This is a genomic window from Halomonas sp. PAMB 3264 (assembly GCF_031954245.1).
Lineage (GTDB): Bacteria > Pseudomonadota > Gammaproteobacteria > Pseudomonadales > Halomonadaceae > Vreelandella.
Window position 1 is genome coordinate 2,269,747 of sequence record NZ_CP134866.1, and the last position, 21,120, is coordinate 2,290,866.

Sequence of the window (21,120 nt, forward strand, 5' to 3'; positions counted from 1 at the left end):
CCATGACGTCCACCACTTCCGCCCCGTTGAACGACACCGTCGCCAAGGTGACACAGCGCATTCGCGAGCGCTCCAGGGAGCGCCGGGCGCTTTATGAAAAGCGCATGGCTGACCAGCACCAGCGCGGCGTGCATCGCGCCGAGCTCTCCTGCGGCAATCTGGCCCATGGCTTCGCTGCCTGCAGCCCGCAGGAGAAGGATTCGCTGAAGCTGATGAATAGCGCCAACCTGGGGATCATTTCGGCTTACAACGACATGCTCTCGGCGCACCAGCCTTTCGAGACCTTCCCCGCGACCATTCGCCAGGCGGCGGGTGCGATGGGCTCGACCGCGCAGTTCGCCGGCGGCGTGCCAGCGATGTGCGACGGCGTCACCCAGGGCCAGCCGGGCATGGAGCTTTCGCTTTTCTCCCGCGACGTCATCGCCATGGCCACCGCCGTGGGGCTTTCGCACAACATGTTCGACGCCGCGCTTTACCTGGGCGTGTGCGACAAGATCGTGCCGGGGCTTTTTATCGGGGCGGCACGCTTTGGCCACCTGCCGGCGATGTTCGTACCGGCCGGGCCCATGCCGTCGGGCTTGCCCAACAAGGAGAAAGCGCGGGTGCGCCAACTCTTCGCCGAGGGCAAGGTGGGCCGCGCGGAGCTTCTGGAAGCGGAGTCCGAGTCCTATCACAGCCCCGGCACCTGCACCTTCTACGGCACCGCCAACTCCAACCAGCTGATGATGGAGGTGATGGGCCTGCACCTGCCGGGCACGTCGTTCGTCAATCCGGGCACCGAGATGCGCGAGGCGCTGACCCGCTTTGCCACCGAACAGGCGATTCGCAATACCGAGCCCGGCGGCACGTATCGCCCGTTCTACAAACAAATCGACGAGCGCGCCATCGTCAACGCCGTGGTCGGGCTTCTCGCCTCCGGCGGCTCCACCAACCACACCCTGCACCTGATCGCCATGGCCGCCGCCGCCGGCGTCACGCTGACTTGGGACGACTTCACCGAGCTTTCCGCGGTCACGCCGAGTTTAATGCGCGTCTACCCCAACGGCCAGGCGGACATCAACCACTTCCAGGCCGCCGGCGGCATGAGCTATCTGTTTCGCGAGCTGCTCGGCGCGGGCCTTCTGCACGGCGACATTCCCACCGTGTTCGGCACCGATCTGACCGCCTACACCCAGGAGCCCTTCCTGGAGGACGGCAAGCTCGTCTGGCGTGAAGGGGTTGATGCGAGCCTGGACGAAGACGTACTGCGACCGGTGGCCACGCCTTTTGCACCTACCGGGGGCTTGACCGTACTCGACGGCAACCTGGGCCGCGGGGTGATCAAGATCTCCGCGGTCACCGAGGAGCACCGCGTGCTCGAGGCGCCGGTGCGCATTTTTGATGACCAGAACCAGATGAAAGGCGCGTTCGAAGCCGGCGAGCTCGACCGCGACGTGGTCGTGGTCGTGCGCTTTCAGGGCCCGAAGGCCAACGGTATGCCGGAACTTCACAAGCTCACGCCCTACCTTGGCGTGCTGCAGGATCGCGGCTTCAAGGTCGCGCTGGTGACCGACGGGCGCATGTCCGGCGCCTCGGGCAAGGTGCCCGCGGCCATTCATATCAGCCCGGAAGCGCTCGACGGCGGGCCGCTGGCCAAACTGCGCGACGGCGATGTGGTCTTTCTTGATGCCAACACCGGCGTGCTCGAAGCCAAAGTGGACCCAGCGACCTGGGCCGAGCGCGGCCTCGCGCACGCCAACCTGGATGCCTACCACGTCGGGATGGGCCGCGAGCTCTTCGGCGGGTTCCGCCATCTGGCGATGCGCGGCGAGGAAGGCGCCGGCGTGTTCGGCGGTTTCGAGGCAGACGACTTGGCCCGCCAGCAGAGCCAGATCAGCGAGGAGGACGCCTGATGCGACCGGCGCTGATCGGCGATATCGGCGGCACCAACGCCCGCTTCGCGCTGGTCATTCCCGGCGACACGGCGCCCTATGACATGCTGAATCTGCCCTGCGCCGACTACGCCGGGCCCATCGAGGCCATTCGGGATTATCTCGAGCGGGTGGGTGCCATCGATGAGATGGCCCCTGTCGAGGCGTGTCTCGCCTTCGCCTGCCCGGTTCACGCCGAGCGGGTGAAGATGACCAACAACCACTGGGCGTTCGACAAAAGCGACGTTCAGGCAGCGCTCGGCCTTTCGCTTTTCAAGGTGGTCAACGACTTCACCGCCCAGGCGCTCGGCGTACCCCACGTCGATGAGACGCATCTTTTCGAGGTGCAGTCAGGCCGCGCGCAGCCACACTCGGCGCGGCTGATCATCGGCCCGGGCACTGGGTTGGGCGTGGCCGGCGTTTTTCCCGGCCGCCACGCTTGGATTCCGCTGCCCACCGAAGGCGGCCACGTCAGTTTCGCGCCGATGGACGAGCAGGAGCTGGCGCTTTTACGCTTTTTCCAGAAGCGCTACGGCCGCGTCAGCGTCGAGCGCGTGCTGTGCGGCCAGGGGCTTTTCGAGCTCTATCTTGCCTACTGCGAGCTGGAGAGCGCCGCGCCACGCTTTGAAACCCCGGCCGAGATCAGCCAGGGCGCCGACGAAGGCGATCAGCTTGCGCGCACCGCGCTGCTGCGCTTTTTGAAGATTCTGGGCAACGTGTGCGGCGACGCTACGCTGACCATGGGGGCACGCGGCGGCGTCTATTTGTGCGGCGGCATTCTGCCCCGGCTGCTCGACTGGCTGCCCCAAAGCGAGCTCAAAAGCGCCTTCAACGACAAGGGACGGATGCAGGCCTACAACGCCGATATTCCCATTCAGGTGGTCACCCACCCCTGGACGGGGCTACTGGGCGCCGCCGAAGCACTGCATAACGAAGAGGTTACTTAGCCACCTCTGTCGGGCACGAACAAGCGCCCGGGTCTTAATAAAACAATGAGCGCAAAGCGCGTATGAGGAGGTGTGCATGACACCAGTCGTGACCTTTGGCGAGGCGCTGGTCGATATGCTTTCAAGCCGATTAGGCGACGAAGCAGGCCCGGAAACGTTTACTCCCTATGCCGGCGGCGCGCCCGCCAACGTGGCGGTGGCCTGCGCACGGCTGGGTGTGAAGAGCCGGTTTCTTGGCATGGTCGGCGATGACAGTTTCGGGCGCTTCATTACCGCCGAACTCGCCCACCACGGCGTGGAGACTCAAGGCATCGTCACCACGCGTGAAGCGCGAACGGCGCTGGCGTTCGTTTCACGAGACGCCGAGGGCGAGCGCACCTTCGACTTCTACCGCCCGCCAGCGGCGGATCTGCTGTATCGCGAGGCGCATCTTCCCAGAGACACCTTCGCACGCCCGTTGATCTGGCACGTGTGCAGTAACAGCCTGACCGAGCCCGCCATTTTCGACACCACCCTTGCCCTGACTCGCCGGGCGCGCCGCTCAGGCGCTCTGGTCAGCGTGGACGCCAACCTGCGTCACAACCTGTGGGCCGGGGGGATGGCCTCGATCGAGCGCGTGATTAAGCTGCTCGACGAGGCCGCGCTCATCAAGGTCTCCCGCGAAGAGCTCGACTACCTGCGCGGCGACCAGCCCCCGGCCCGGTGGCTCGACGCGCGCCTGGCCGCCAGTGCCAACGCGATACTGGTGACCGACGGCCCTCACGAGGTCGTGCTTAAAACCGCCCACTTCGAGCATCGCCTCACCCCGCCGCCGGTCAAGGCGGTGGACACCACCGCCGGTGGCGACGCCTTCATGGGCGGCTTTCTGGCACGGCTCTGCCGGCTCGACAACCTCGAGCGCGCGCTACAAGACCCTGACGTGCTGATCGAAGCCCTTACACTGGCCTGTCGCTGCGGCGCCCACGCCGTTACCCGCCCCGGCGCCTATTCAGCCCTACCCACCTGCCAGGATATCGACGGCCTGGACTAGACCAACGTCGGCTTACCTTAATGTCAGACATTTAGTAGGCTCCCGAGCATTGGCTTAATCAAGGCATTGCGAAGGAGCTTTTTGATGTCGCTTGACGCCCTGCCCGAACACCTCGGCGATGCCGGCGACCTGGCAAGGCTGCTTGCTCGCGCACTTTTAAGCGGGCAGTGGCCGCCTGGTGCAGCGTTTCCCAAAGAGCTCGATATTGCCAAACACTTTGCCATTAGCCGTAACCAGGTGCGTACCGCCCTGGCGCGGCTAACGGCCGCTGGACTTTTGGAGCGCACCGCCGGGCGCGGCAGTGTCGTTCGCGCCATCGACGAGTGGCACCTTATGGACCCGGCGGTGAGCAGCTGGATGACCGGGCTTAACCGGCTCGACCCGCAGCTGATTCAAGCCATTTATGCCTTTCGCCTTTCCGCGGAGCCGGTAGTCGCGGCACTCGCCGCCCAAAAGGCGGGCCCGGAGGACATTCACCGCCTGAGCCAGGCTTTTAAAGGCATGCAGCAAAGCGCGCAGCAAGACCGCGCCGCCCATGCCGAGTTCGACGTGCAGTTTCACGACGCCATTTACAACGCAAGCCACAACCTGGTGTGGCGGCAAATGGGCCATCTGCTGCGCCCCAGCATCATGGCGCTCGTGGAAGGTTCGCAAAATCAGCTGCTCACACTGGACGATAGCTTAACGCGCCACGCTCGCCTGCTCGAGGCGATTGAAACCGGCGATGCCCACGCGGCCAGCGCCGCGGCGCGCCAGGTGCTGCAGCGTACCGCCAAGGACCTGGGCCTGGACGATGAGTACCTGGCTAAAAACCTGGCCCCTGGTTCCAACCGTTTATCAAAGGAGCGCCCATGAAAATCACTCGACTCAAGACCTGGCAGGTACCGCCACGCTGGCTGTTTCTCAAGATCGAAACCGATGAAGGCTGCTACGGCTGGGGCGAGCCGGTCATCGAAGGGCGTGCGTCCACGGTGGAGGCCGCCGTGCACGAGCTTGCCGACTACCTGATCGGCCAGGACCCGCACCGTATCGAGCACCTGTGGAACACGCTTTACCGCGCCGGTTTCTACCGCGGCGGGCCGATTCTGATGAGCGCGATCGCCGGCATCGACCAGGCACTGTGGGATTTGAAAGGGCGCGACCTGGGCGTGCCGGTGCACCAACTGCTGGGCGGCGCGGTACGCGACAAAATGCGCATGTACGCCTGGACCGGCGGCGACCGACCCAGTGACGTCGGCGCCGGGGCCCGCGCGCTGGTCGACAAGGGCTTTACCGCCTTCAAGATGAACGGCACTCCGGAGATGCAGATCGTCGATTCGCACAAGAAGGTCGATGAAGCCGTGGCGCGGGTACGTGAGGCGCGCGAGGCCGTGGGCCCGGACGTCGGCATCGGAATCGACTTTCACGGCCGCGTGCACCGGCCGATGGCCAAGGCGCTTTTGCGCGAACTCGAGCCGTATCACCCGATGTTCGTCGAGGAGCCGGTGGCACCAGAACATCTGCCGTGTCTGAAAGAGATCGCCGGCGGGCTCGGCTATCCGCTGGCCACCGGCGAGCGGCTGCACACCCGCTTCGAGTTTCGCGATCTTTTACAGGACGGCATGATCGATATCGTTCAGCCGGACATCTCCCACTGCGGCGGCATCAGCGAAGGGCTCAAGATCGCCGCGCTCGCCTCGGCTTATGACGTGGCGCTGGCGCCCCACTGCCCGCTCGGCCCGTTGACGCTGGCCGCCTCGCTTCAGCTCGACGCGGTGAGCCACAACGCCTTCATTCAGGAGCAGAGCATGGGCATTCACTACAACCAGGGCAACGACGTGCTCGACTATTTGGTCGACAAGAGCGCGCTTCATATCGAAGACGGTTTCTGCGCTATTCCCCAGGGTCCTGGGCTTGGTGTCGAGATCGACGAAGAGTTCGTCGAGGAGCGTGCCAAAACCGGCCACCGCTGGCGCAACCCGGTGTGGAATCACGAAGATGGCTCGGTCGCCGAGTGGTAAGGAGAACGACATGACCAGTGATACCGTCAACATACGAAAGCATCTTGCGTGGATCGCCGCGGACTGGGGCTCCTCCAACCTGCGGCTATGGGCGATCAACCGGGAAGGCCGCGTCATCGCCGCCGTAAAAAGCGACCGGGGCATGCTCTCGCTCACCCCGTCCGAGTATGAACCCGAGCTCATCCGGCTCATTGAGGATTGGCTGCCCGAGCGCCCGGTCGACGTGGTGGTGTGCGGCATGGCCGGCGCCCGCCAGGGCTGGCGCGAAGCGGCCTACCTGAGCACGCCGACGCCGCTCGACCGGCTAAGCCAGGGCGCGGTCGCTCCGGTACTTGCGACCTCGGCGCTGCGGGTGCACCTGCTGCCCGGCGTAAGCCAACGTGGCGCCGACGAGTTCGACGTAATGCGCGGCGAGGAGACACAGCTTGCCGGGCTGATCGAGAAGACACCGGGCTTTAGCGGGCTGGCCTGCCTGCCGGGCACTCACGCCAAGTGGGCGCGTCTCGAAAACGCCGTGCTGACGCGCTTTGCCACCTTCATGACCGGCGAGATTTTCGAACTATTGGCGCGTCACTCAGTGCTGCGGCATTCGATAGGCGATGCCAACGACGCCGATACCCGCGACACCTTTCAAACAGCGGTACGAGAAAGCGCACGCGAGCCTGAGCGCTATACCCAGCGCCTTTTCGGGCTACGCGCCCGAGATCTGCTCGATACCGCCCTGCCCCAGGGCGAAGCGCGTAAGCACCGGCTTGCCGCCAGGCTCTCGGGGCTCACTATTGGGCTGGAGCTTGCCGGTGCCAGGGCGCTGATGGAGCCTGGTGAAACCGTCACGCTGAGCGGCGGTCAGGCGCTCTGCGCGCGCTACGCCCTCGCTTTCGAGGCCATCGACCAGCCGGTGGCACTCTTTGACGGCGACACCGCGGTGCAGGCGGGTCTTGCGCTAGCGCATCGTTCACTGTCCGCCGGCTAACATCCAACTCATCAGGAGGTTGTCATGACGCTGCCCTTGATCGGCATTCTTCGCGGCGTAACGCCCGCCGAGGTCGAAGCCATCGCTATGGTGCTGCTCGAGGCGGGCATCACCCGCATCGAGGTTCCGCTCAACTCGCCAGCACCCTTTGAGAGCATCGCGCTGCTCGCCGAGCGCTTTGGCGACCGTGCCCTGATCGGCGCCGGCACGGTGCTCACCCCCGCTCAGGTGAAGGCGGTACACGCCGCCGGCGGGCGGCTGATCGTCTCTCCCAACGCCCGCCCGGCGGTGATCGAGGCCGCCCAAGCGCTCGACATGCAGAGCTTTCCCGGCATCGTGACGCCTTCCGAGGCGTTCGACGCGCTCGATGCCGGCGCCACCGGGCTCAAACTCTTTCCTGCGACGCAGGTTGGCATCGAGGGTATGAAGGCGGTGCGCGCGGTGCTGCCCCAGGGCACGCTGCTCTACGCGGTCGGCGGCATCGGCGAGAACAACTTCGCCGAGTGGCGCGCCGGTGGCGTCGACGGCGCGGGGCTCGGCAGTGCGCTTTACACGCCCGGCCAAAGCGCCGAGCAGGTGGGTCGCCAGGCCCAAGCGCTGGTACGCGCCTGGCAGGCAGCAGGAGGCGAGCATGAATAAGACGATCAAGGCCGAGCTCGCCGTGGAGTGGCCCTGCGAGCTCGGCGAGGGCCCGCAGTGGCAGGCCGCAAGCGGCCGACTCTACTGGTGCGATATTTTAGGCCAACGGCTTCACTGGCTGGCGCCGGCGACTCGAGAACACGCAAGTCTTGCGCTCGAGCGCATGGTCTCCTGCGCCGCCCCGGTCGACGACGGCCGCCTGCTGCTGGTGGGCGAAAACCAGCTGACGCTGTTCGACCCGAAAAGTCAGACGCAAACACCACTGATGGATTTCGAGGCCGATAACCCGGTGACCCGCAGCAACGATGCTCGTATCGACCGGCATGGAAGCCTCTGGCTCTCTACCATGGGCAAGAGCGCCGAGCCCGGCGCCGGTAGCCTCTACCGCCTTCACCGGGGCAAGCTCCATACTCTGCGATCAAAGCTGACCATCCCCAATGCGATCTGCTTCTCGCCAAAGGGCGACACCGCCTACTTCGCCGACACCGCTCAAGGCGTGGTGCTGCGCTGGGCGCTGGATGCCGAGGGGTTTCCCATCGGCGAGCCGATCACCTTCGCCGACTTTACCAATCACGACGGCAGCCCCGACGGCGCAGTGATCGATGAGCAAGGCGGCATGTGGCTGGCGCTCTGGGGCGCGGGGAAAGTGGTGCGCCTGGACGAACGTGGGCGCATTACCCGGGAGATCACGCTCCCGGTCAGCCAGCCCTCCTGCCCCGCCTTCGGCGGCCAAGCGCTCGATACGCTCTATATCACCACGGCGCGTGAGGATTTAAGTGAGAAGGCGCTGGCCGCCGCGCCATTATCAGGGTCGCTGTTCAAAGCCACTGTGGACGTTGCCGGGCTAGCCGAGCCGGCGCTTCGCCTGGTTTGAGGCATGACTGAACGTAAAGGGCCTCGCATAAGCGAGGCCCTTTGGGCGAGGCAAAACGTACTGCGACTCAGCTTTAACACATCGTGGCGAAGCCATTCATGCCTCGAGCCATCGCCAACCGCTCATCCTAGTGGTGAAAACGCTCCGCCGCTTGCTGGGCGAGCTTTTTAATCCCGTCCCAGTCTTCAGCGTCGACCATTGCTTTCGGTGTCAGCCAGGAGCCGCCGATGCACATGACGTTGGGCAGTTTCAGGTACTCCTCGGCGTTGTCCAGGGTGATGCCGCCGGTGGGGCAAAAGCGCGCCTCGGCAATTGGACCGCCAAAGGCCTTGATCGCCTTGGCGCCGCCGCTCGATTCTGCCGGGAAGAACTTGAAGCGGCGGTAGCCGTACTGCCAGCCGGTCATCAGCTCGGAGACGGTGGAGACGCCGGGTAGCATCGGTACCGGGCTCTCTACACCATAGCGGTAGAGCGCCTCGGTCGTGCCGGGGGTGACGACGAAATCCGCGCCGGCCTCTTCGGCCTGGCGATACTGGGCGGGGGTAAGCACGGTGCCCACACCGATGCTCGCGCCCGTCAGCTCCTTTTTCATGCGCTTGATGGCCTCGAGCGCGCAGTCGGTGCGAAGCGTCACTTCCAGTACGTTGATCCCACCGTCGATCAGCGCGCGGCCCATGGGCACCGCGTCTTCGATACGCTCGATGGTGATCACCGGGATGACCTCGGCCTTGAGGCAGATGCTGTCGAGCTCGGCGGTACGGCTGGACGGAAGCTGTTTATCGATTGTCATAAAATCTCCAAACCCTAACGCGGGCGTGCAGTGGGGGGTCAGGGTGCCCAGTAGATGGCCAGCGGGCAGCTTAAAAAGGCGCGGATAGGCAGCTGTCGAACATCGTCGCCGCCCATGGCGCTGCCGAGTACGGCGCGCTTGTCGTCGCCGGTGATGTGTAGAAAGTGGCGCCGCGCCTGGTGCAGGCGGTCGGCGCTCAGGGTAATGCGCGGCTGCGGCTGGCTGGGCGTGCGCACCGCGACCAGCGCCTCATCGGTGGTCATGGCAAGACCAAGCTCGGGGCTATCGGGAAAGAGCGAGGCGGTGTGGCCATCGCCGCCCATGCCCAGAATGACGACGCTTGCCGGCCAGGCGAGCGGCTCGAGGCGCCGAGCGACCTCTTCCACGCCTTGCTCCGGCGTTGCGGCCTCGCTGGTCAAGGGGATGAAATCGGCGTTTGCCGCCTCCCCCACCAGCAGATGCTCACGCACGAGACGGGCGTTGCTGTCCGGGCTTTCGACATCGACCCAGCGCTCGTCGGCCAGCGTCACCTGCACCCGCTCCCAGGCAAGCGGCCTTTGGGCGAGGGCGGAAAAAAAAGGCACCGGCGTGGAGCCGCCGGAGACGACCAAAAGCACCTTCTCCTGGCGCTCGAGATCCTCGGCCAGGGCCTGATAAACCGCTTCGGCCAGCTGTTCGGCCAGCGCTTTACGTGCGTTGCTCATGTCAGTAGTCCTCGTACCAGCTGCGCCCGTCCTGGGTGATCATGGCGATCGACGCCACCGGCCCCCAGGAGCCCGCCGGGTAGCGCCGGGGCGGCGTTTCGCGCGTTTTCCAACCTTCGATGAGCTGGTCGCACCAGTGCCAGGCGTACTCGACTTCGTCGCGGCGCACGAACAGGTACTGCTGGCCCTTCATCACTTCCAGCAGCAGCCGCTCGTAGGCATCGGGAATCCGCGACTTGGGAAAAGCACTGTTGAAGTCCAGATGCAGCGGGCCGGGGCGCAGGCGCATGCCCTTGTCCAGGCCGCTATCCTTGGTCAGTACCTGAAGCGCGATGCCCTCTTCCGGCTGCAGACGGATGATCAGCTTGTTGGCGGCGATATCGCGCTGGTCGGGGTCGAAGATGTAGTGCGGCTGCTGGCGAAAGTGAATGACGATCTGGGACAGCTTTTCCGGCATCCGCTTGCCGGTGCGCAGGTAGAACGGCACGCCGGCCCAGCGCCAGTTGGACACCTCGGTTTTCATCGCCACAAAGGTTTCCGTGCGGCTTTCGGTATTGGCGCCGTCCTCTTCCAGGTAACCAGGCACGGACTGGCCATCGCTGGTGCCGGCAATGTACTGACCGCGCACCACGTCGCGCCCCAGCGCCTCGCCGGTAAACGGCTTGAGCGCCTTGAGCACCTTGACCTTTTCGTCGCGAATGGCATCGGCGTCCAGATTCGACGGCGGGTCCATGGCGATCAGACAAAGAAGCTGGAGCAGGTGGTTTTGCACCATATCGCGAAGCTGGCCGGCGTCGTCGAAGTAGCCCCAGCGCCCTTCGATACCGACCTTCTCGGCTACGGTGATCTCCACATGTGAAATGTGGTTCTGATTCCACTGGGTGCCGAACAAGGGGTTGGCAAAGCGCAGCGCGATCAGGTTTTGTACCGTTTCTTTACCGAGGTAGTGGTCGATGCGGTAGACGCGCTCTTCCGGGAAGACAGCGCCGATGGCGTCGTTAACCTCTTTCGAGGACGCCAGGTCGTAGCCAATGGGTTTTTCCACCACCACGCGGGTATCGTCGTCGAGGCTTTCGCTCGTTGATAGGTTATGGCAGATATCGCCGTAGATGCGCGCCGCCACGGAAAGATACACCACCATGGGATGCTTCGAGCCTTCGCGCCACTGTTTGATTGCGGCGTAACCTTCGGCCTCTTTGAAGTCGAGCTGCAGGTACTCGAGCCGGTTCAAAAAGCGCGCGAGACTTTCCGGGTCCTGATCATCATTTTTGAGACGTTTTTGGAGCGCCTCATTGACCAGCTCGCGAAAAGCCTCGGTATCGTGATCCTGGCGGGCAAGCCCCAAAATGCGCGTGGCCTCAGGCATCAGCCCTTCGCGGTCGAGATGATAAAGGGCTAAAAAGAGCTTGCGCGTGGCAAGGTCCCCCAGCGCGCCGAACAGCGCCAAATCGATGGCGTGGTTGGGGTCGCCCAGAGGGGATGGGGGCTGGCTCATCGTGACTCCTTGAATCTTGAGGCCGCTCAACGTTGTTTAATTACCTAAAATTTATCCGATGGCGGCTACTATACGCAATAAACGATGTAATTTTACTACTAAATGATCACTGCTCGGCCAGCGCGTCTGAATACGCCGCCGTGCCAGCCAGGACCGCTCGCTAAAGACTTGCTGGCATAAAAAAAGTATCCCTTACTTTTTACAGACTTTTTATACTACCCCGTGCTGAGATAGCGCTGGATGATCCTCGAGGGAACGCAATGCCCTTTTTGAATGTGCATAGAGTGAAACACTGGGCGCTTCGCCGGCGCTTTGCGCCCATCGTGCGAATTCTGGCGGTGCTCTGGGTAGTGCTGGCGCTTTTCATGCTGGTGCCGCTAGTGGTGCTGCTCTGGGAACATGACCCGGACGCCAAGGCCTTCATTCTGGCGATCGTGATCGTGATGACGCTCGCCGGGGGGGCGCTTGCCGCGACGCACCGCGTTCCCATTGAGCTTAAACCCTGGCAGATGTTTGTGCTAACCGCGGCAAGCTGGGCGAGCGTTAGCGGCTTTGCAAGCCTTCCCTTGATTCTGGGCGCCCCGCAATTGAGCGTCACCAATGCGGTGTTCGAATCGGTGTCGGCGATCACCACCACCGGCTCCACCGTGATGGTGGGCATCGAGCATCTTTCTGACGGCCTCAAGCTCTGGCGGGGTTTGATGCAGTGGCTCGGCGGTATAGGCATCATCGTGATGGGCATCGCCATTCTGCCGTTTCTGAAAGTGGGCGGCATGCGCCTTTTCCATACCGAGTCCTCCGACTGGTCGGACAAGGTGATGCCGCGAACAGGCGGCATTGCCAAGGCCACCTTGAGCATCTATGTGGCGCTGACCCTACTGGCCATGATCTGCTACTGGCTAGGCGGCATGCACCCACTGGACGCCATCGTGCATGCCATGTCATCGCTTTCGACAGGCGGCTTTGCCAACTCCGATGCCTCCTTCGGGGCTTATGCGGAAAAGCCCTGGCTCTTGTGGATGGCCAGCGCCTTCATGCTCAGCGGCGCGCTGCCCTTTGTGCTGTATATCCGCTTTATCCGCACCTCACGCAGCGCGCTGTGGAAAGACCAGCAGGTACGCGGGCTCTTGAAGCTGCTGCTGGCGGCGATCCTGATCCTCAGCGCCTGGCGGGTGCTTCAGGGCGATGACTGGTTCGTGTCGCTCACCCACGTTACCTTCAACGTGATTTCCGTTGTCACTACCACCGGCTACGCGTCGGATGATTACACGCTGTGGGGGTCGCTGCCGGTGGTGGCGTTTTTCTACCTGACCTTTGTCGGGGGCTGCAGCGGCTCCACCAGCGGTGGCATAAAGATCTTCCGTTTCCAGATTGCCATGCTGATGCTGCGCAACCAGCTGCGCTATCTGATTCATGCCAACGGTGTCTTCACCACGCACTATAACCAGCAGCCGGTTACCAGCGATATTTCCAGAAGCGTGGTGGCGTTTTCCTTCTTCTTCTTCATCACCATCGCGGTGCTGGCCCTGCTGCTCTCTGTGCTGGGGCTGGACCTGGTAACCGCCGTGACCGGGGCGGCCACGGCGGTGGCCAACGTGGGCCCGGGGCTTGGCGATACCATTGGCCCGGCCGGCAACTTCTACACCCTGCCGGATGCGGCGAAGTGGCTTTTGTGCATCGGCATGCTGATGGGCCGGCTGGAAATCCTCACTGTGGTGGTACTGATGACACCGATGTTCTGGCGTCGCTAGATGGCGTGCGCGCGCACGGGCTCCACTAAAAGCCGATACCCGACGCCGGCTTCGGTCTGCAGCAGTACCGGCGTCTGGGGGTCGTCGCCGAGTTTCTGGCGCAGCCGGCTGACCACGATGCGAAGGTAGTGGGTATCGTCCACGTGGGTCGGGCCCCACACTTCCTTGAGTAGCTGGGTCTGGGTCACCACCCGGCCCGTATAGCGGCACAGGCGGGCCAGCACCGCGAACTCCTTGCGAGTAAGGTGCACCGGCACCTGGTTCAACGCTACCCGGCGAAGCTCCAGGTCAATGGTGAGCCCCTGGCTTGTATAGCAGCGGGCGACCGCCTCGCCCTTCGCCCGCAGCGCCTGGCGCTGCACGGCGCGGATACGCGCCAGAAGCTCCTGAATGCCGAACGGCTTGGTCACGTAGTCGTTGGCACCGTTATCCAGCGAGCTGACCTTCTCCTCTTCACGGTCGCGCACGGAGACCACGATCACCGGCACGCTGCTGTGCTCGCGGATGCCGCGCAGCACCTCATGGCCATCCATGTCGGGCAGCCCCAGATCGAGCAGCACCACGTCCGGCGCCTGGGTATACACCGCGCCCAGCGCCTGCTCGCCGTTCTCGGCTTCGATTACCGCGTACCCCTGGGACGCCAGACTGATGCGCAGAAAACGCCGGATCTGCGGCTCGTCGTCAACAATCAGTATGCGTGTGCTGCCTTCACTCTTCATCGGCTCTTCCTGGGTCGGTCTCCAATAGCGGCAGGGTCATGATGATGGCGGTGCCCCGCCCGCTTTCTGCGGTATCGGCACTGATCGTGCCCCCGTGGGCGCCGACCATGCCGCGGCAGATCGCAAGCCCCAGGCCACTGCCGTGAGCACTGCGGTCGCCGTCGCCACCGCTGTAGAACATGTCGAATACCTGCTCGCGCAGATCATGAGCAATGCCCGGCCCCTGATCCTCGATGGTGATCACCAGCGTCGCGGGCTCTCCTTCACGCAGGTGCGCCTTGATACAAAGCTCGCCACCCGGCGGTGAAAATCGCTGGGCGTTATCCAGCACGTTGACCAGCGCCTGCTCGATCAGCGCCGGATGAACGTACAAAAGCGGCAGTGACGCGGGCCAAAACCGGCGCACCGTCACGTGCTTCAAGGAGTGCCCCAGGCGTTTGAGCGCCGAGTTGATCAGGTCCTCGAACGCCACCCAGTCACGCTCGAGCTTGAGCGTGCCGTGGCCCAGACGCGTCATGTCCAGCAGGTTCTGGATGTAGCGGTTAAGGCGCTCACTTTCGGACAGAATACCGTCGAGCAGTTCGCGCTGGTCACTGTCGCTGAGCTGTGGCCTGAGGTCGATCAGCGAGCTGGTCGCCCCGATGATCGAGGCAAGCGGCGTGCGCAGATCGTGGGAGACCGATGACAGCAGCGCCGAGCGCAGCCGCTCGTTCTCCTCGGACACCCGCGTGGCGTTGAGCTCGGACACCAGGCGGGTACGCTCCAGCGCCATGCTGAGCTGGCGCACCAGGGTATCCATCAGCGCTTCCTGCTCGTGGCTCAAGGCCTTGGGAGCCGCCGACAGCTTGAGCGCCAGCATGCCCACGCCTTGCCCCTGCACGGTCAGCGGCGTCAGGCGCCAGGCCTGCTGGCTGAGCGTCTGGGTGCCGCGGCCGCTGGGTTTCTGGTGCTGCCAGCTCCATACCGCGGCCTGCCGGGCGGTGATGTCCAGGTGCTCGGAAGCCGGCAGCGCATGCACTACGCGCACTTCGCTGGCACTTTCGGCACTCTCGAGAAATGCGGTAGGCACCATAAAGCAGTCCACCAGGGTATCCACCCCCACCTTGGCAACGCCTTTGCTGTCGGTCGCCATGGAGAGCTGCTCGGCGTAGCGCAGCAGCAGCCGGGTCTGGTCGCGGCTTGCGCGCAGCGCCATCAGCCGCTGACGCCCGCGCCCGGCAAGCTGGCCCACCACCAGGGCCACCAGAAAGAACAGCACCACCGTCAGCAGCTGGCCGCGCTCCACCATCGCAAAGGTCAGGCGCGGCTGGGTAAAGAAGAAATTGAACACCAGAAAACCGGCCACGGCGCTGAACATGGCCATGGTGGTGCCTGCCCATACGGCGCTGAACAGGACCGCGGCCAGAAACACCAGCGACAGATTGGCAAGCTCCAGCCAGGGTTCCAGCAAAAGCGCCACGCCAAGCGACGCCGCCACGCCCAAACTGGTGGCGATGAACTGAGAAGGACGCAGCCGTACCCCCAGGCGACGCAGCGGCCGACGGCGGTTGCCGCCTCCCTTTGCCACCACGACGATATCGAATGCCTCGGCACGGGCCAGCAACCGCTGAGCCAGCGGCCGCGACCATGGCCATGCGCGGCGTCTGACCTCGCGCCCCACCACGATCGTGGTGGCATTGATGGCGCGGGCGTAATTGACCACTTCCCCCAGCTGGCTTTGCCCCTGCAGGCGTAGCGAATCACCGCCCAATCGGGTCACCAGGCTGAAGGTCTGTTCGACCGCCAGCTGCTGCTCGGCGCTGTCGGCGCCCTTGTCTACATAGACGGCGCGCCACACCGCCAGGCGCCGCTCGGCCATCCGGTGGGCCGCGCGCACCAGCGATATATCCTCGTCACCGCCGTTGATGACCACGACCAGATGCGGCCTGACCGGCCAGGGCCCCGCCCGCCCACCGGCGTCCATGGCCACCTTTACATCGGCATCGACCCGCTCGGCCATGGTCTGAATGGCCAGCTCGCGCAGCGCGTTGAGGTTCGACTCGTTGAAATACCCCTCCATGGCGGCCCGGGCCTGCTCGGGGATGTACACCTTGCCACGCCTCAGTCGCTCGAGTAACTCTTCGGGCGTGAGGTCAACCAGCGATACATCGCGGGCGCGCTCGAGCAGCGTATCGGGCACGGTTTCGCGCATGCGGATGCCGGTAATCCGGGCGACGTCGTCATTGAGGCTCTCCAGATGCTGGACGTTGACCGTGGTCCACACGTCGATGCCCGCCTCCAGAAGCTCCTCGATATCCTGATAGCGTCTGGCGTGGCGGCTGCCGGGGATATTGCGATGGGCGAGTTCATCCACCAGCAGAATGCCGGGGCGCCGCGCCAGGGCGGCATCGAGATCGAACTCGTGAAACGTTCGCCCGTGGTGCTGCAGGGGCGAAAGCGGAATGCGTGCCAGCCCCTCGCACAGCGCCTCGGTGTCGGCACGCCCGTGGGACTCCACCACGCCGATCACGATATCCTCGCCCTCTTCCATACGTTCGCGCGCGGTGCGCAGCATGGTGTAGGTCTTGCCGACGCCAGGAGCGGCGCCCAGGAATACACGCAAACAGCCGCGCGCCTCCCGGCGCGCGGCTTTGAGTAATGCATCGGGATCGGGCCGCGGATCCGCTGAATACATCGTATCACTCCACGGTGTTTGAAGGGGTATCGTTTGCTGCCGAGTCAGCCCCCGGTGCAGCCGGGTAGCGTTCATCAAGGCTTGCGTTCAGACGCAGCACGTTGATCACCGGCGCCCCCAGCCAGCCGGTATTCTCAAGGGCGGGCTCAAGCAGCGCGGTCACGCTAGCTTCGTCGATTTGGCGTGCCTGCGCTACCCTTGCCACCTGGAGCCTGGCGGCTTCCGGCGACATATGCGGGTCAACCCCGGAACCGGAGGCGGTAATCAGATCGACAGGTATCTGATCGACACTGACACCTTCACGCAGGGCAATGGCCTGGGCGTCGGCTTCAGCCCGCTCGCGCAGCGCCACGTTGCTGGGTGCCAGATTGGAGCCGGATACACTGGCCGCATCGTTGCCCGCGGCAGAGGGTCGGCCGATAAAGTATTCATTGCCCACAAAGGTCTGGGCGACCAGGCGGGAGCCGATGACCCTTCCCGAGGCGTCCCGCAGCAGGCTGCCGCCCGCCTGTTCCGGAAACAGCCAGCCGCCGACGGCGGTGGTGGCCAGGGGGTAGGCAAGCCCCAAAAGCACGGCCATCACGGCCAGAAAGCGCAGCGCGCTGCTCCACGAGGCGCGTGTCTGAAGGGCCTCGTCTTCCACGGGTAACGTTTCTTGCTCGACGTTCTCGACAGTTTCCATCGATGTTTCTCCTAAAGGAACAGGGCGATCAGCATGTCCAGCAGCTTGATGGCAGGGAACGGCAGCAGCAGCCCGCCGAGCCCATAGATGAGCAGATTGCGACGCAGAAGCTCCGTGGCCGAAGCCGCCTTGACCGACACCCCGCGCAGGGCGAAGGGGATCAGTGCCGGAATGATCAGCGCATTGAACAGCACCGCGGCCAGCACCGCCGAGGTAGGCGAGTGCAGATTCATCACATCCAGCACGCCAAGCGCTGGAATGCTCGCGGCAAACAGCGCCGGCAGAATGACGAAGTACTTGGCGACGTCGTTGGCCAGCGAAAACGTGGTCAGCGCTCCGCGCGTCACCAGCAGCTGCTTGCCGATTTCCACCGCGCTGATCAGCTTGCCGGGGTCGGAGTCCAGATCCACCATGTTGGCGGCCTCGCGGGCGGCCTGAGTGCCCGAGTTCATCGCCAGACCAAGATCCGCCTGGGCAAGCGCGGGCGCATCATTTGTGCCGTCCCCTACCATGGCCACCAGGCGGCCGCTGGCCTGCTCTTCGCGAATCAGCGCCAGCTTGCGCTCCGGGGTCGCCTCGGCAATGTAGTCATCCACCCCTGCCGTGGCGGCAATCGCCGAGGCGGTGATCGGGTTGTCGCCGGTGATCATGACCGTCTTGATGCCCATGGCGCGCAGCTCGGCAAACTTCTCTGCAATACCGCTCTTGATCACGTCAGACAGTGCCACCACGCCCAGCAGCTGCTTGCCTTCGGCCACGGCGATGGGCGTGGCGCCGTCTCGGGAAATACGCGCAATCACCTGCTCGTAGTCGCCGGGTATCTCGCCGCCCTGCGCCGTCACCCAGGCGGCGATGGCGTTGGGCGCCCCTTTGCGCAGTGTGCGTCCGCTCGTCAGGTCAACGCCGGAGAGCCGGGTCTGTGCGCTGAAGGCTTCAAACGTGGCGCCGTCGGCCTCTTCACTGAGCTGACTATCCACGCCCTGCTCGGTGGCCAGCGCGACAATCGAGCGGCCTTCCGGGGTCGGATCGTCCAGTGAGGTCAAGAATGCCACGTCGCGCAGGCGCTGACGCGATACCTGCTGGCAGGGGGCAAACTCCGTGGCGCGGCGATCCCCCAGGGTAATGGTGCCGGTCTTGTCCAGCAGCAGCGTATCGATGCTGCCGGCAATCTCGACGGCCTTGCCCGACTTGGCCACCAGGTTGGCGCGCAGGGCGCGCTCCATGCCGGCAATGCCGATGGCCGGCAGCAGGCCGCCGATGGTGGTGGGAATCAAACACACCAGCAGCGCCACCAGCATCACCGTGGACGTTTCCACACCGACGAAGGCAGCCATGGGCACCAGGGTCACCACCACGATCAGAAACACCAGGGTGAGCATGGCCAGCAGCACCGACAGCGCCAGCTCCGAAGGCGTCTTCTGACGGCTGGCACCTTCGACCAGGGCAATCATGCGATCCAGCAGCGACTCGCCGGGATTGGCGCTCACCTCGATGATCAGCTGATCCGACAGCACCTTGGTACCTGCGCTGACACCGCTGTTATCGGTACCGGCTTCACGCAGTACCGGGGCGGATTCGCCGGTCACCGCGGATTCGTTGATGGACGCCGCGCCCTCGACGATGTCGCCATCCGCCGGAATCAGCTCACCGGCCATCACCTTCACCCTATCGCCGCGGCGCAGGGAATCGGCGGACACTGGGTGGATCGAGCCATCGGCATCGAGCCTCTGCGCGGTGAGTTCTCCCTTGGTCTTGCGCAGTGCCCCGGCGTGCGCCTTGCCGCGTGACTCCGCCAGCGACTCCGCGCCGGTGGCGAACAGCACCGTGGCCAGCAGCAGCAGCGCAATGGCCAGGGCAAAGCCACCGTTTTCACCCTGGGCAAAGGCCACGGGGGTCAGCGCAAAGCACACCACGGTGCCAATGGCGACCACGGCCATGACGGGATTGCGGGCCAGAAGCTGCGGCGCCAGGCCCTTGATCGCGCCGGTGACCACCTGCCCCACGGGCAGCGAACGGCGTGGCTTGTTGACTAACGGTGTATCTGACATCTCGTTTCTCCTAGAAGCCCTGCACGACGGCTTCGGCAATGGGGCCCAGCACCAGCGCCGGCAAAAAGCCCAGCAGATTGACAATCACGATCACCCCGGCGGTCAGGCCCATGAACGCCAGGCTGTCCATAGGAAGCGTGCCCCGGCCAGCAGGAGCCGCGCGCTTGCCCGCCAGCCACGCGGCCACCGCCAGAGGCACCAGCATGGGCAGAAAACGCCCCACCAGAAGCGCCACCACACAGGCAAGGTTCCACCAGGGCGTGGCGTCCCCCAGCCCCTCGAAACCGGAGCCGTTGTTGGCAAATGCCGAGGTAAATTCGTAGAGCACCTGGGACAGGCCATGGAAGCCGGGATTCGAGTTCTGCACGGCGCCAGGCATGGCCACCGTGAGTGCCGAAAGCCCCAGAATGACCAGCGGCTGGGCCAGAATTGCCAGGGAAATCCAGCGCATCTCGCGGGTCTCCAGGGGCTTGCCGAAAAGCTCCGGTGCCCGGCCGACCATCAGTGAGCCGACAAAGGCGGCCAGCATCAGGTAGAGAAAGAAGCCAATCAGCCCCACCCCTATGCCACCAAAGGTCACGTTCACGAACATGTCCATCAGCAGCATCATGCCGCCCATGGGGTTGAAGCTGTCGTGCATGGCATTGACCGAGCCGTTGGAGGTCTGGGTGGTCCAACTGCCCCACAGCGCGGAAAGGTCCGTACCGAAACGGAGCTCCTTGCCCTCCAGGTTGGCCCCGGGCTGGGAAAGCTCGGCAAGCGCGACGTTGGGCATCCGTTCGGAGTAGACCACCACCGAGGTGGAGACGAGCGAGAACACCAGCATCACCACCCCCACCCCCAGCATGAGCCGCCGACGACCGCTGATCAGGGCAATGGCAAACAGCAGCGCCACCGGAATCAGCGTAAGCGAGGCGGTTTCAATCACGTTGGCAAGCGGCGTGGGGTTCTCGAGCGGCACGCTGGAGTTGGGTCCGTACCAGCCGCCACCGTTGGTGCCCAGCTGCTTGATGGCAACCATGGAGGCCACCGGCCCGAGCGGAATGGACTGTACCTCCTCGACCTGGGGGTCCAGCATTTCAACCTGAGGCGCCGCCTGATAGCTTGCCGGTACGCCCTGCCAGGTGAGCAGCAGCGCCACCACGACGGCCAGAGGCAGCAGAACGCGTACCACGCCGCGGGTCAGGTCCTGGTAGTAGTTGCCCACGCCTTTGAGCACGCTGGCGCCGCGCTTGATCAACAGCGTGCGCGCGATGGCCACCAGCACCGCAAGCCCCGTGGCCGGGGTCAGAAACTGCAGCGTGACAATCGCCAGCGTCTGGCTCAGGTGCGAAAGCTGCGCCTGGCCCGAGTAGTGCTGCTGGTTGGTGTTGGTCGCAAACGATACCGCCGTATGCAGCGCGGTATCCCAGGGCATGCCGGCGATACCGTCCGGGTTCAGCGGCAGCATGCCCTGGAACATGAAGACCAGCCAGGCCAGCAGGATCAGCCCTGCATGGAGCTTCAGGATGGCCAGCGCATAGGCCTGCCAGGTCATGCTCTGATGGCTGTCGATACCTGCCAAGCGGTAGATGGGGGTTTCAATGACGGCGAACAGCGCATCCATCCGGGTTCGCCTGCTCCCCAGCGCCCGCCCCATGTAGAGCCCCAGCGGCACGCCGAGCAGTGCCACCAGCGCGTAAATCGCGATCATGTCATTCATGGCGATCTCCTAGAAACGCTCGGGGCAGATTAATGCGTAGAACAGATACGTGGCCGTAACCGTCGCGATGATCAGCAGTACAATATTCATCAATACGCCTCCTGTGATTGACCCAACGAGCATAAGAAGAGCAGGCGTAAAAATTCGATGTCGTTTGGGGCCTCAGGCGTTAAAAAGGCGTA

Annotated in this window: 18 protein-coding genes; 9 read left to right on the forward strand and 9 right to left on the reverse strand. The window is 64.3% G+C overall.

What is annotated here, in order from left to right:
- Nucleotides 1-2 precede the first annotated feature (2 nt).
- The 8 genes from edd (at nucleotide 3) to RN347_RS10305 (ending at nucleotide 8,373) form a co-directional block, all read left to right on the forward strand.
- Entirely contained in the window at nucleotides 3-1,892 is a 1,890-nt protein-coding gene (gene edd, locus RN347_RS10270; RefSeq protein ID WP_263586882.1) for a phosphogluconate dehydratase, read from the forward strand.
- Nucleotides 1,892-2,857 (forward strand): glucokinase, encoded by a 966-nt coding sequence (gene glk / locus RN347_RS10275; RefSeq protein ID WP_311958156.1) that lies wholly within the window; start codon nucleotides 1,892-1,894, stop codon nucleotides 2,855-2,857. The genes edd and glk overlap by 1 nt, the downstream gene beginning before the upstream one ends.
- 76 nt (nucleotides 2,858-2,933) lie before the next feature.
- Complete coding sequence (locus RN347_RS10280; protein WP_311958157.1) at nucleotides 2,934-3,887, forward strand: carbohydrate kinase; 954 nt, start codon at nucleotides 2,934-2,936, stop codon at nucleotides 3,885-3,887.
- A gap of 84 nt (nucleotides 3,888-3,971) precedes the next feature.
- Nucleotides 3,972-4,742, forward strand: coding sequence for an FCD domain-containing protein (locus RN347_RS10285; protein ID WP_311958158.1), 771 nt, complete (start codon nucleotides 3,972-3,974; stop codon nucleotides 4,740-4,742).
- A complete protein-coding gene (dgoD, locus tag RN347_RS10290; protein WP_311958159.1) occupies nucleotides 4,739-5,887 on the forward strand; it encodes a galactonate dehydratase in 1,149 nt (382 codons plus the stop codon). Before RN347_RS10285 ends, dgoD begins: the two co-directional genes overlap by 4 nt.
- A gap of 10 nt (nucleotides 5,888-5,897) precedes the next feature.
- Nucleotides 5,898-6,860 (forward strand): 2-dehydro-3-deoxygalactonokinase, encoded by a 963-nt coding sequence (locus tag RN347_RS10295; RefSeq protein WP_311958160.1) that lies wholly within the window; start codon nucleotides 5,898-5,900, stop codon nucleotides 6,858-6,860.
- Between the two features lie 24 nt (nucleotides 6,861-6,884).
- Entirely contained in the window at nucleotides 6,885-7,499 is a 615-nt protein-coding gene (locus tag RN347_RS10300; RefSeq protein ID WP_311958161.1) for a 2-dehydro-3-deoxy-6-phosphogalactonate aldolase, read from the forward strand.
- The gene (locus RN347_RS10305; RefSeq protein WP_311958162.1) at nucleotides 7,492-8,373 is read left to right on the forward strand and encodes an SMP-30/gluconolactonase/LRE family protein; all 882 of its coding nucleotides are present in this window, start codon (nucleotides 7,492-7,494) and stop codon (nucleotides 8,371-8,373) included. The genes RN347_RS10300 and RN347_RS10305 overlap by 8 nt, the downstream gene beginning before the upstream one ends.
- Before the next feature lie 127 nt (nucleotides 8,374-8,500).
- Here the strand turns inward: RN347_RS10305 and RN347_RS10310 are convergent, their stop codons facing one another.
- Genes RN347_RS10310 through zwf form a run of 3 tightly spaced genes read right to left on the reverse strand, consistent with a single transcriptional unit; the run spans nucleotide 8,501 to nucleotide 11,362 of the window.
- The gene (locus RN347_RS10310) at nucleotides 8,501-9,163 is read right to left on the reverse strand and encodes a bifunctional 4-hydroxy-2-oxoglutarate aldolase/2-dehydro-3-deoxy-phosphogluconate aldolase (RefSeq protein ID WP_311958163.1); all 663 of its coding nucleotides are present in this window, start codon (nucleotides 9,161-9,163) and stop codon (nucleotides 8,501-8,503) included.
- 38 nt (nucleotides 9,164-9,201) lie between these two features.
- Complete coding sequence (gene pgl / locus RN347_RS10315) at nucleotides 9,202-9,867, reverse strand: 6-phosphogluconolactonase (protein WP_311958164.1); 666 nt, start codon at nucleotides 9,865-9,867, stop codon at nucleotides 9,202-9,204.
- A gap of 1 nt (nucleotide 9,868) precedes the next feature.
- The gene (gene zwf / locus RN347_RS10320) at nucleotides 9,869-11,362 is read right to left on the reverse strand and encodes a glucose-6-phosphate dehydrogenase (RefSeq protein ID WP_311958165.1); all 1,494 of its coding nucleotides are present in this window, start codon (nucleotides 11,360-11,362) and stop codon (nucleotides 9,869-9,871) included.
- A gap of 260 nt (nucleotides 11,363-11,622) precedes the next feature.
- On the opposite strand from zwf, the gene RN347_RS10325 reads away from it, so the two are divergent.
- On the forward strand, nucleotides 11,623-13,113 hold the full coding sequence (locus RN347_RS10325) for a TrkH family potassium uptake protein (protein WP_311958166.1): 1,491 nt from the start codon (nucleotides 11,623-11,625) through the stop codon (nucleotides 13,111-13,113).
- Here the strand turns inward: RN347_RS10325 and RN347_RS10330 are convergent.
- From RN347_RS10330 to RN347_RS17120, 6 genes are all read right to left on the reverse strand, one after another.
- Nucleotides 13,110-13,832, reverse strand: a complete 723-nt coding sequence (locus RN347_RS10330) for a response regulator transcription factor (RefSeq protein WP_311958167.1) — start codon at nucleotides 13,830-13,832, stop codon at nucleotides 13,110-13,112. The genes RN347_RS10325 and RN347_RS10330 overlap by 4 nt on opposite strands.
- Nucleotides 13,822-16,434, reverse strand: a complete 2,613-nt coding sequence (locus tag RN347_RS10335; protein ID WP_311958168.1) for a sensor histidine kinase KdpD — start codon at nucleotides 16,432-16,434, stop codon at nucleotides 13,822-13,824. Before RN347_RS10335 ends, RN347_RS10330 begins: the two co-directional genes overlap by 11 nt.
- A 76-nt stretch (nucleotides 16,435-16,510) precedes the next feature.
- Nucleotides 16,511-17,188 carry a potassium-transporting ATPase subunit KdpC gene (kdpC, locus tag RN347_RS10340; protein ID WP_311958169.1) on the reverse strand — a complete coding sequence of 226 codons (678 nt, stop codon included), beginning with the start codon at nucleotides 17,186-17,188 and terminating at the stop codon, nucleotides 16,511-16,513.
- Between the two features lie 11 nt (nucleotides 17,189-17,199).
- Nucleotides 17,200-19,236, reverse strand: coding sequence for a potassium-transporting ATPase subunit KdpB (gene kdpB / locus RN347_RS10345; RefSeq protein ID WP_311958170.1), 2,037 nt, complete (start codon nucleotides 19,234-19,236; stop codon nucleotides 17,200-17,202).
- A 10-nt stretch (nucleotides 19,237-19,246) separates the two neighbouring features.
- Complete coding sequence (gene kdpA / locus RN347_RS10350; protein WP_311958171.1) at nucleotides 19,247-20,938, reverse strand: potassium-transporting ATPase subunit KdpA; 1,692 nt, start codon at nucleotides 20,936-20,938, stop codon at nucleotides 19,247-19,249.
- 9 nt (nucleotides 20,939-20,947) lie between these two features.
- Entirely contained in the window at nucleotides 20,948-21,061 is a 114-nt protein-coding gene (locus RN347_RS17120; protein WP_208623638.1) for a potassium-transporting ATPase subunit F, read from the reverse strand.
- Nucleotides 21,062-21,120 lie beyond the last annotated feature (59 nt).

Coding starts and splice junctions, on each gene's coding strand:
- edd (WP_263586882.1), top strand. CDS start 3: ATGACGTCCACCACTTCCGCCCCGTTGAACGACACCGTCGCCAAGGTG.
- glk (WP_311958156.1), top strand. CDS start 1,892: ATGCGACCGGCGCTGATCGGCGATATCGGCGGCACCAACGCCCGCTTC.
- RN347_RS10280 (WP_311958157.1), top strand. CDS start 2,934: ATGACACCAGTCGTGACCTTTGGCGAGGCGCTGGTCGATATGCTTTCA.
- RN347_RS10285 (WP_311958158.1), top strand. CDS start 3,972: ATGTCGCTTGACGCCCTGCCCGAACACCTCGGCGATGCCGGCGACCTG.
- dgoD (WP_311958159.1), top strand. CDS start 4,739: ATGAAAATCACTCGACTCAAGACCTGGCAGGTACCGCCACGCTGGCTG.
- RN347_RS10295 (WP_311958160.1), top strand. CDS start 5,898: ATGACCAGTGATACCGTCAACATACGAAAGCATCTTGCGTGGATCGCC.
- RN347_RS10300 (WP_311958161.1), top strand. CDS start 6,885: ATGACGCTGCCCTTGATCGGCATTCTTCGCGGCGTAACGCCCGCCGAG.
- RN347_RS10305 (WP_311958162.1), top strand. CDS start 7,492: ATGAATAAGACGATCAAGGCCGAGCTCGCCGTGGAGTGGCCCTGCGAG.
- RN347_RS10310 (WP_311958163.1), bottom strand. CDS start 9,163: ATGACAATCGATAAACAGCTTCCGTCCAGCCGTACCGCCGAGCTCGAC.
- pgl (WP_311958164.1), bottom strand. CDS start 9,867: ATGAGCAACGCACGTAAAGCGCTGGCCGAACAGCTGGCCGAAGCGGTT.
- zwf (WP_311958165.1), bottom strand. CDS start 11,362: ATGAGCCAGCCCCCATCCCCTCTGGGCGACCCCAACCACGCCATCGAT.
- RN347_RS10325 (WP_311958166.1), top strand. CDS start 11,623: ATGCCCTTTTTGAATGTGCATAGAGTGAAACACTGGGCGCTTCGCCGG.
- RN347_RS10330 (WP_311958167.1), bottom strand. CDS start 13,832: ATGAAGAGTGAAGGCAGCACACGCATACTGATTGTTGACGACGAGCCG.
- kdpC (WP_311958169.1), bottom strand. CDS start 17,188: ATGGAAACTGTCGAGAACGTCGAGCAAGAAACGTTACCCGTGGAAGAC.
- kdpB (WP_311958170.1), bottom strand. CDS start 19,236: ATGTCAGATACACCGTTAGTCAACAAGCCACGCCGTTCGCTGCCCGTG.
- kdpA (WP_311958171.1), bottom strand. CDS start 20,938: ATGAATGACATGATCGCGATTTACGCGCTGGTGGCACTGCTCGGCGTG.
- RN347_RS17120 (WP_208623638.1), bottom strand. CDS start 21,061: ATGCTCGTTGGGTCAATCACAGGAGGCGTATTGATGAATATTGTACTG.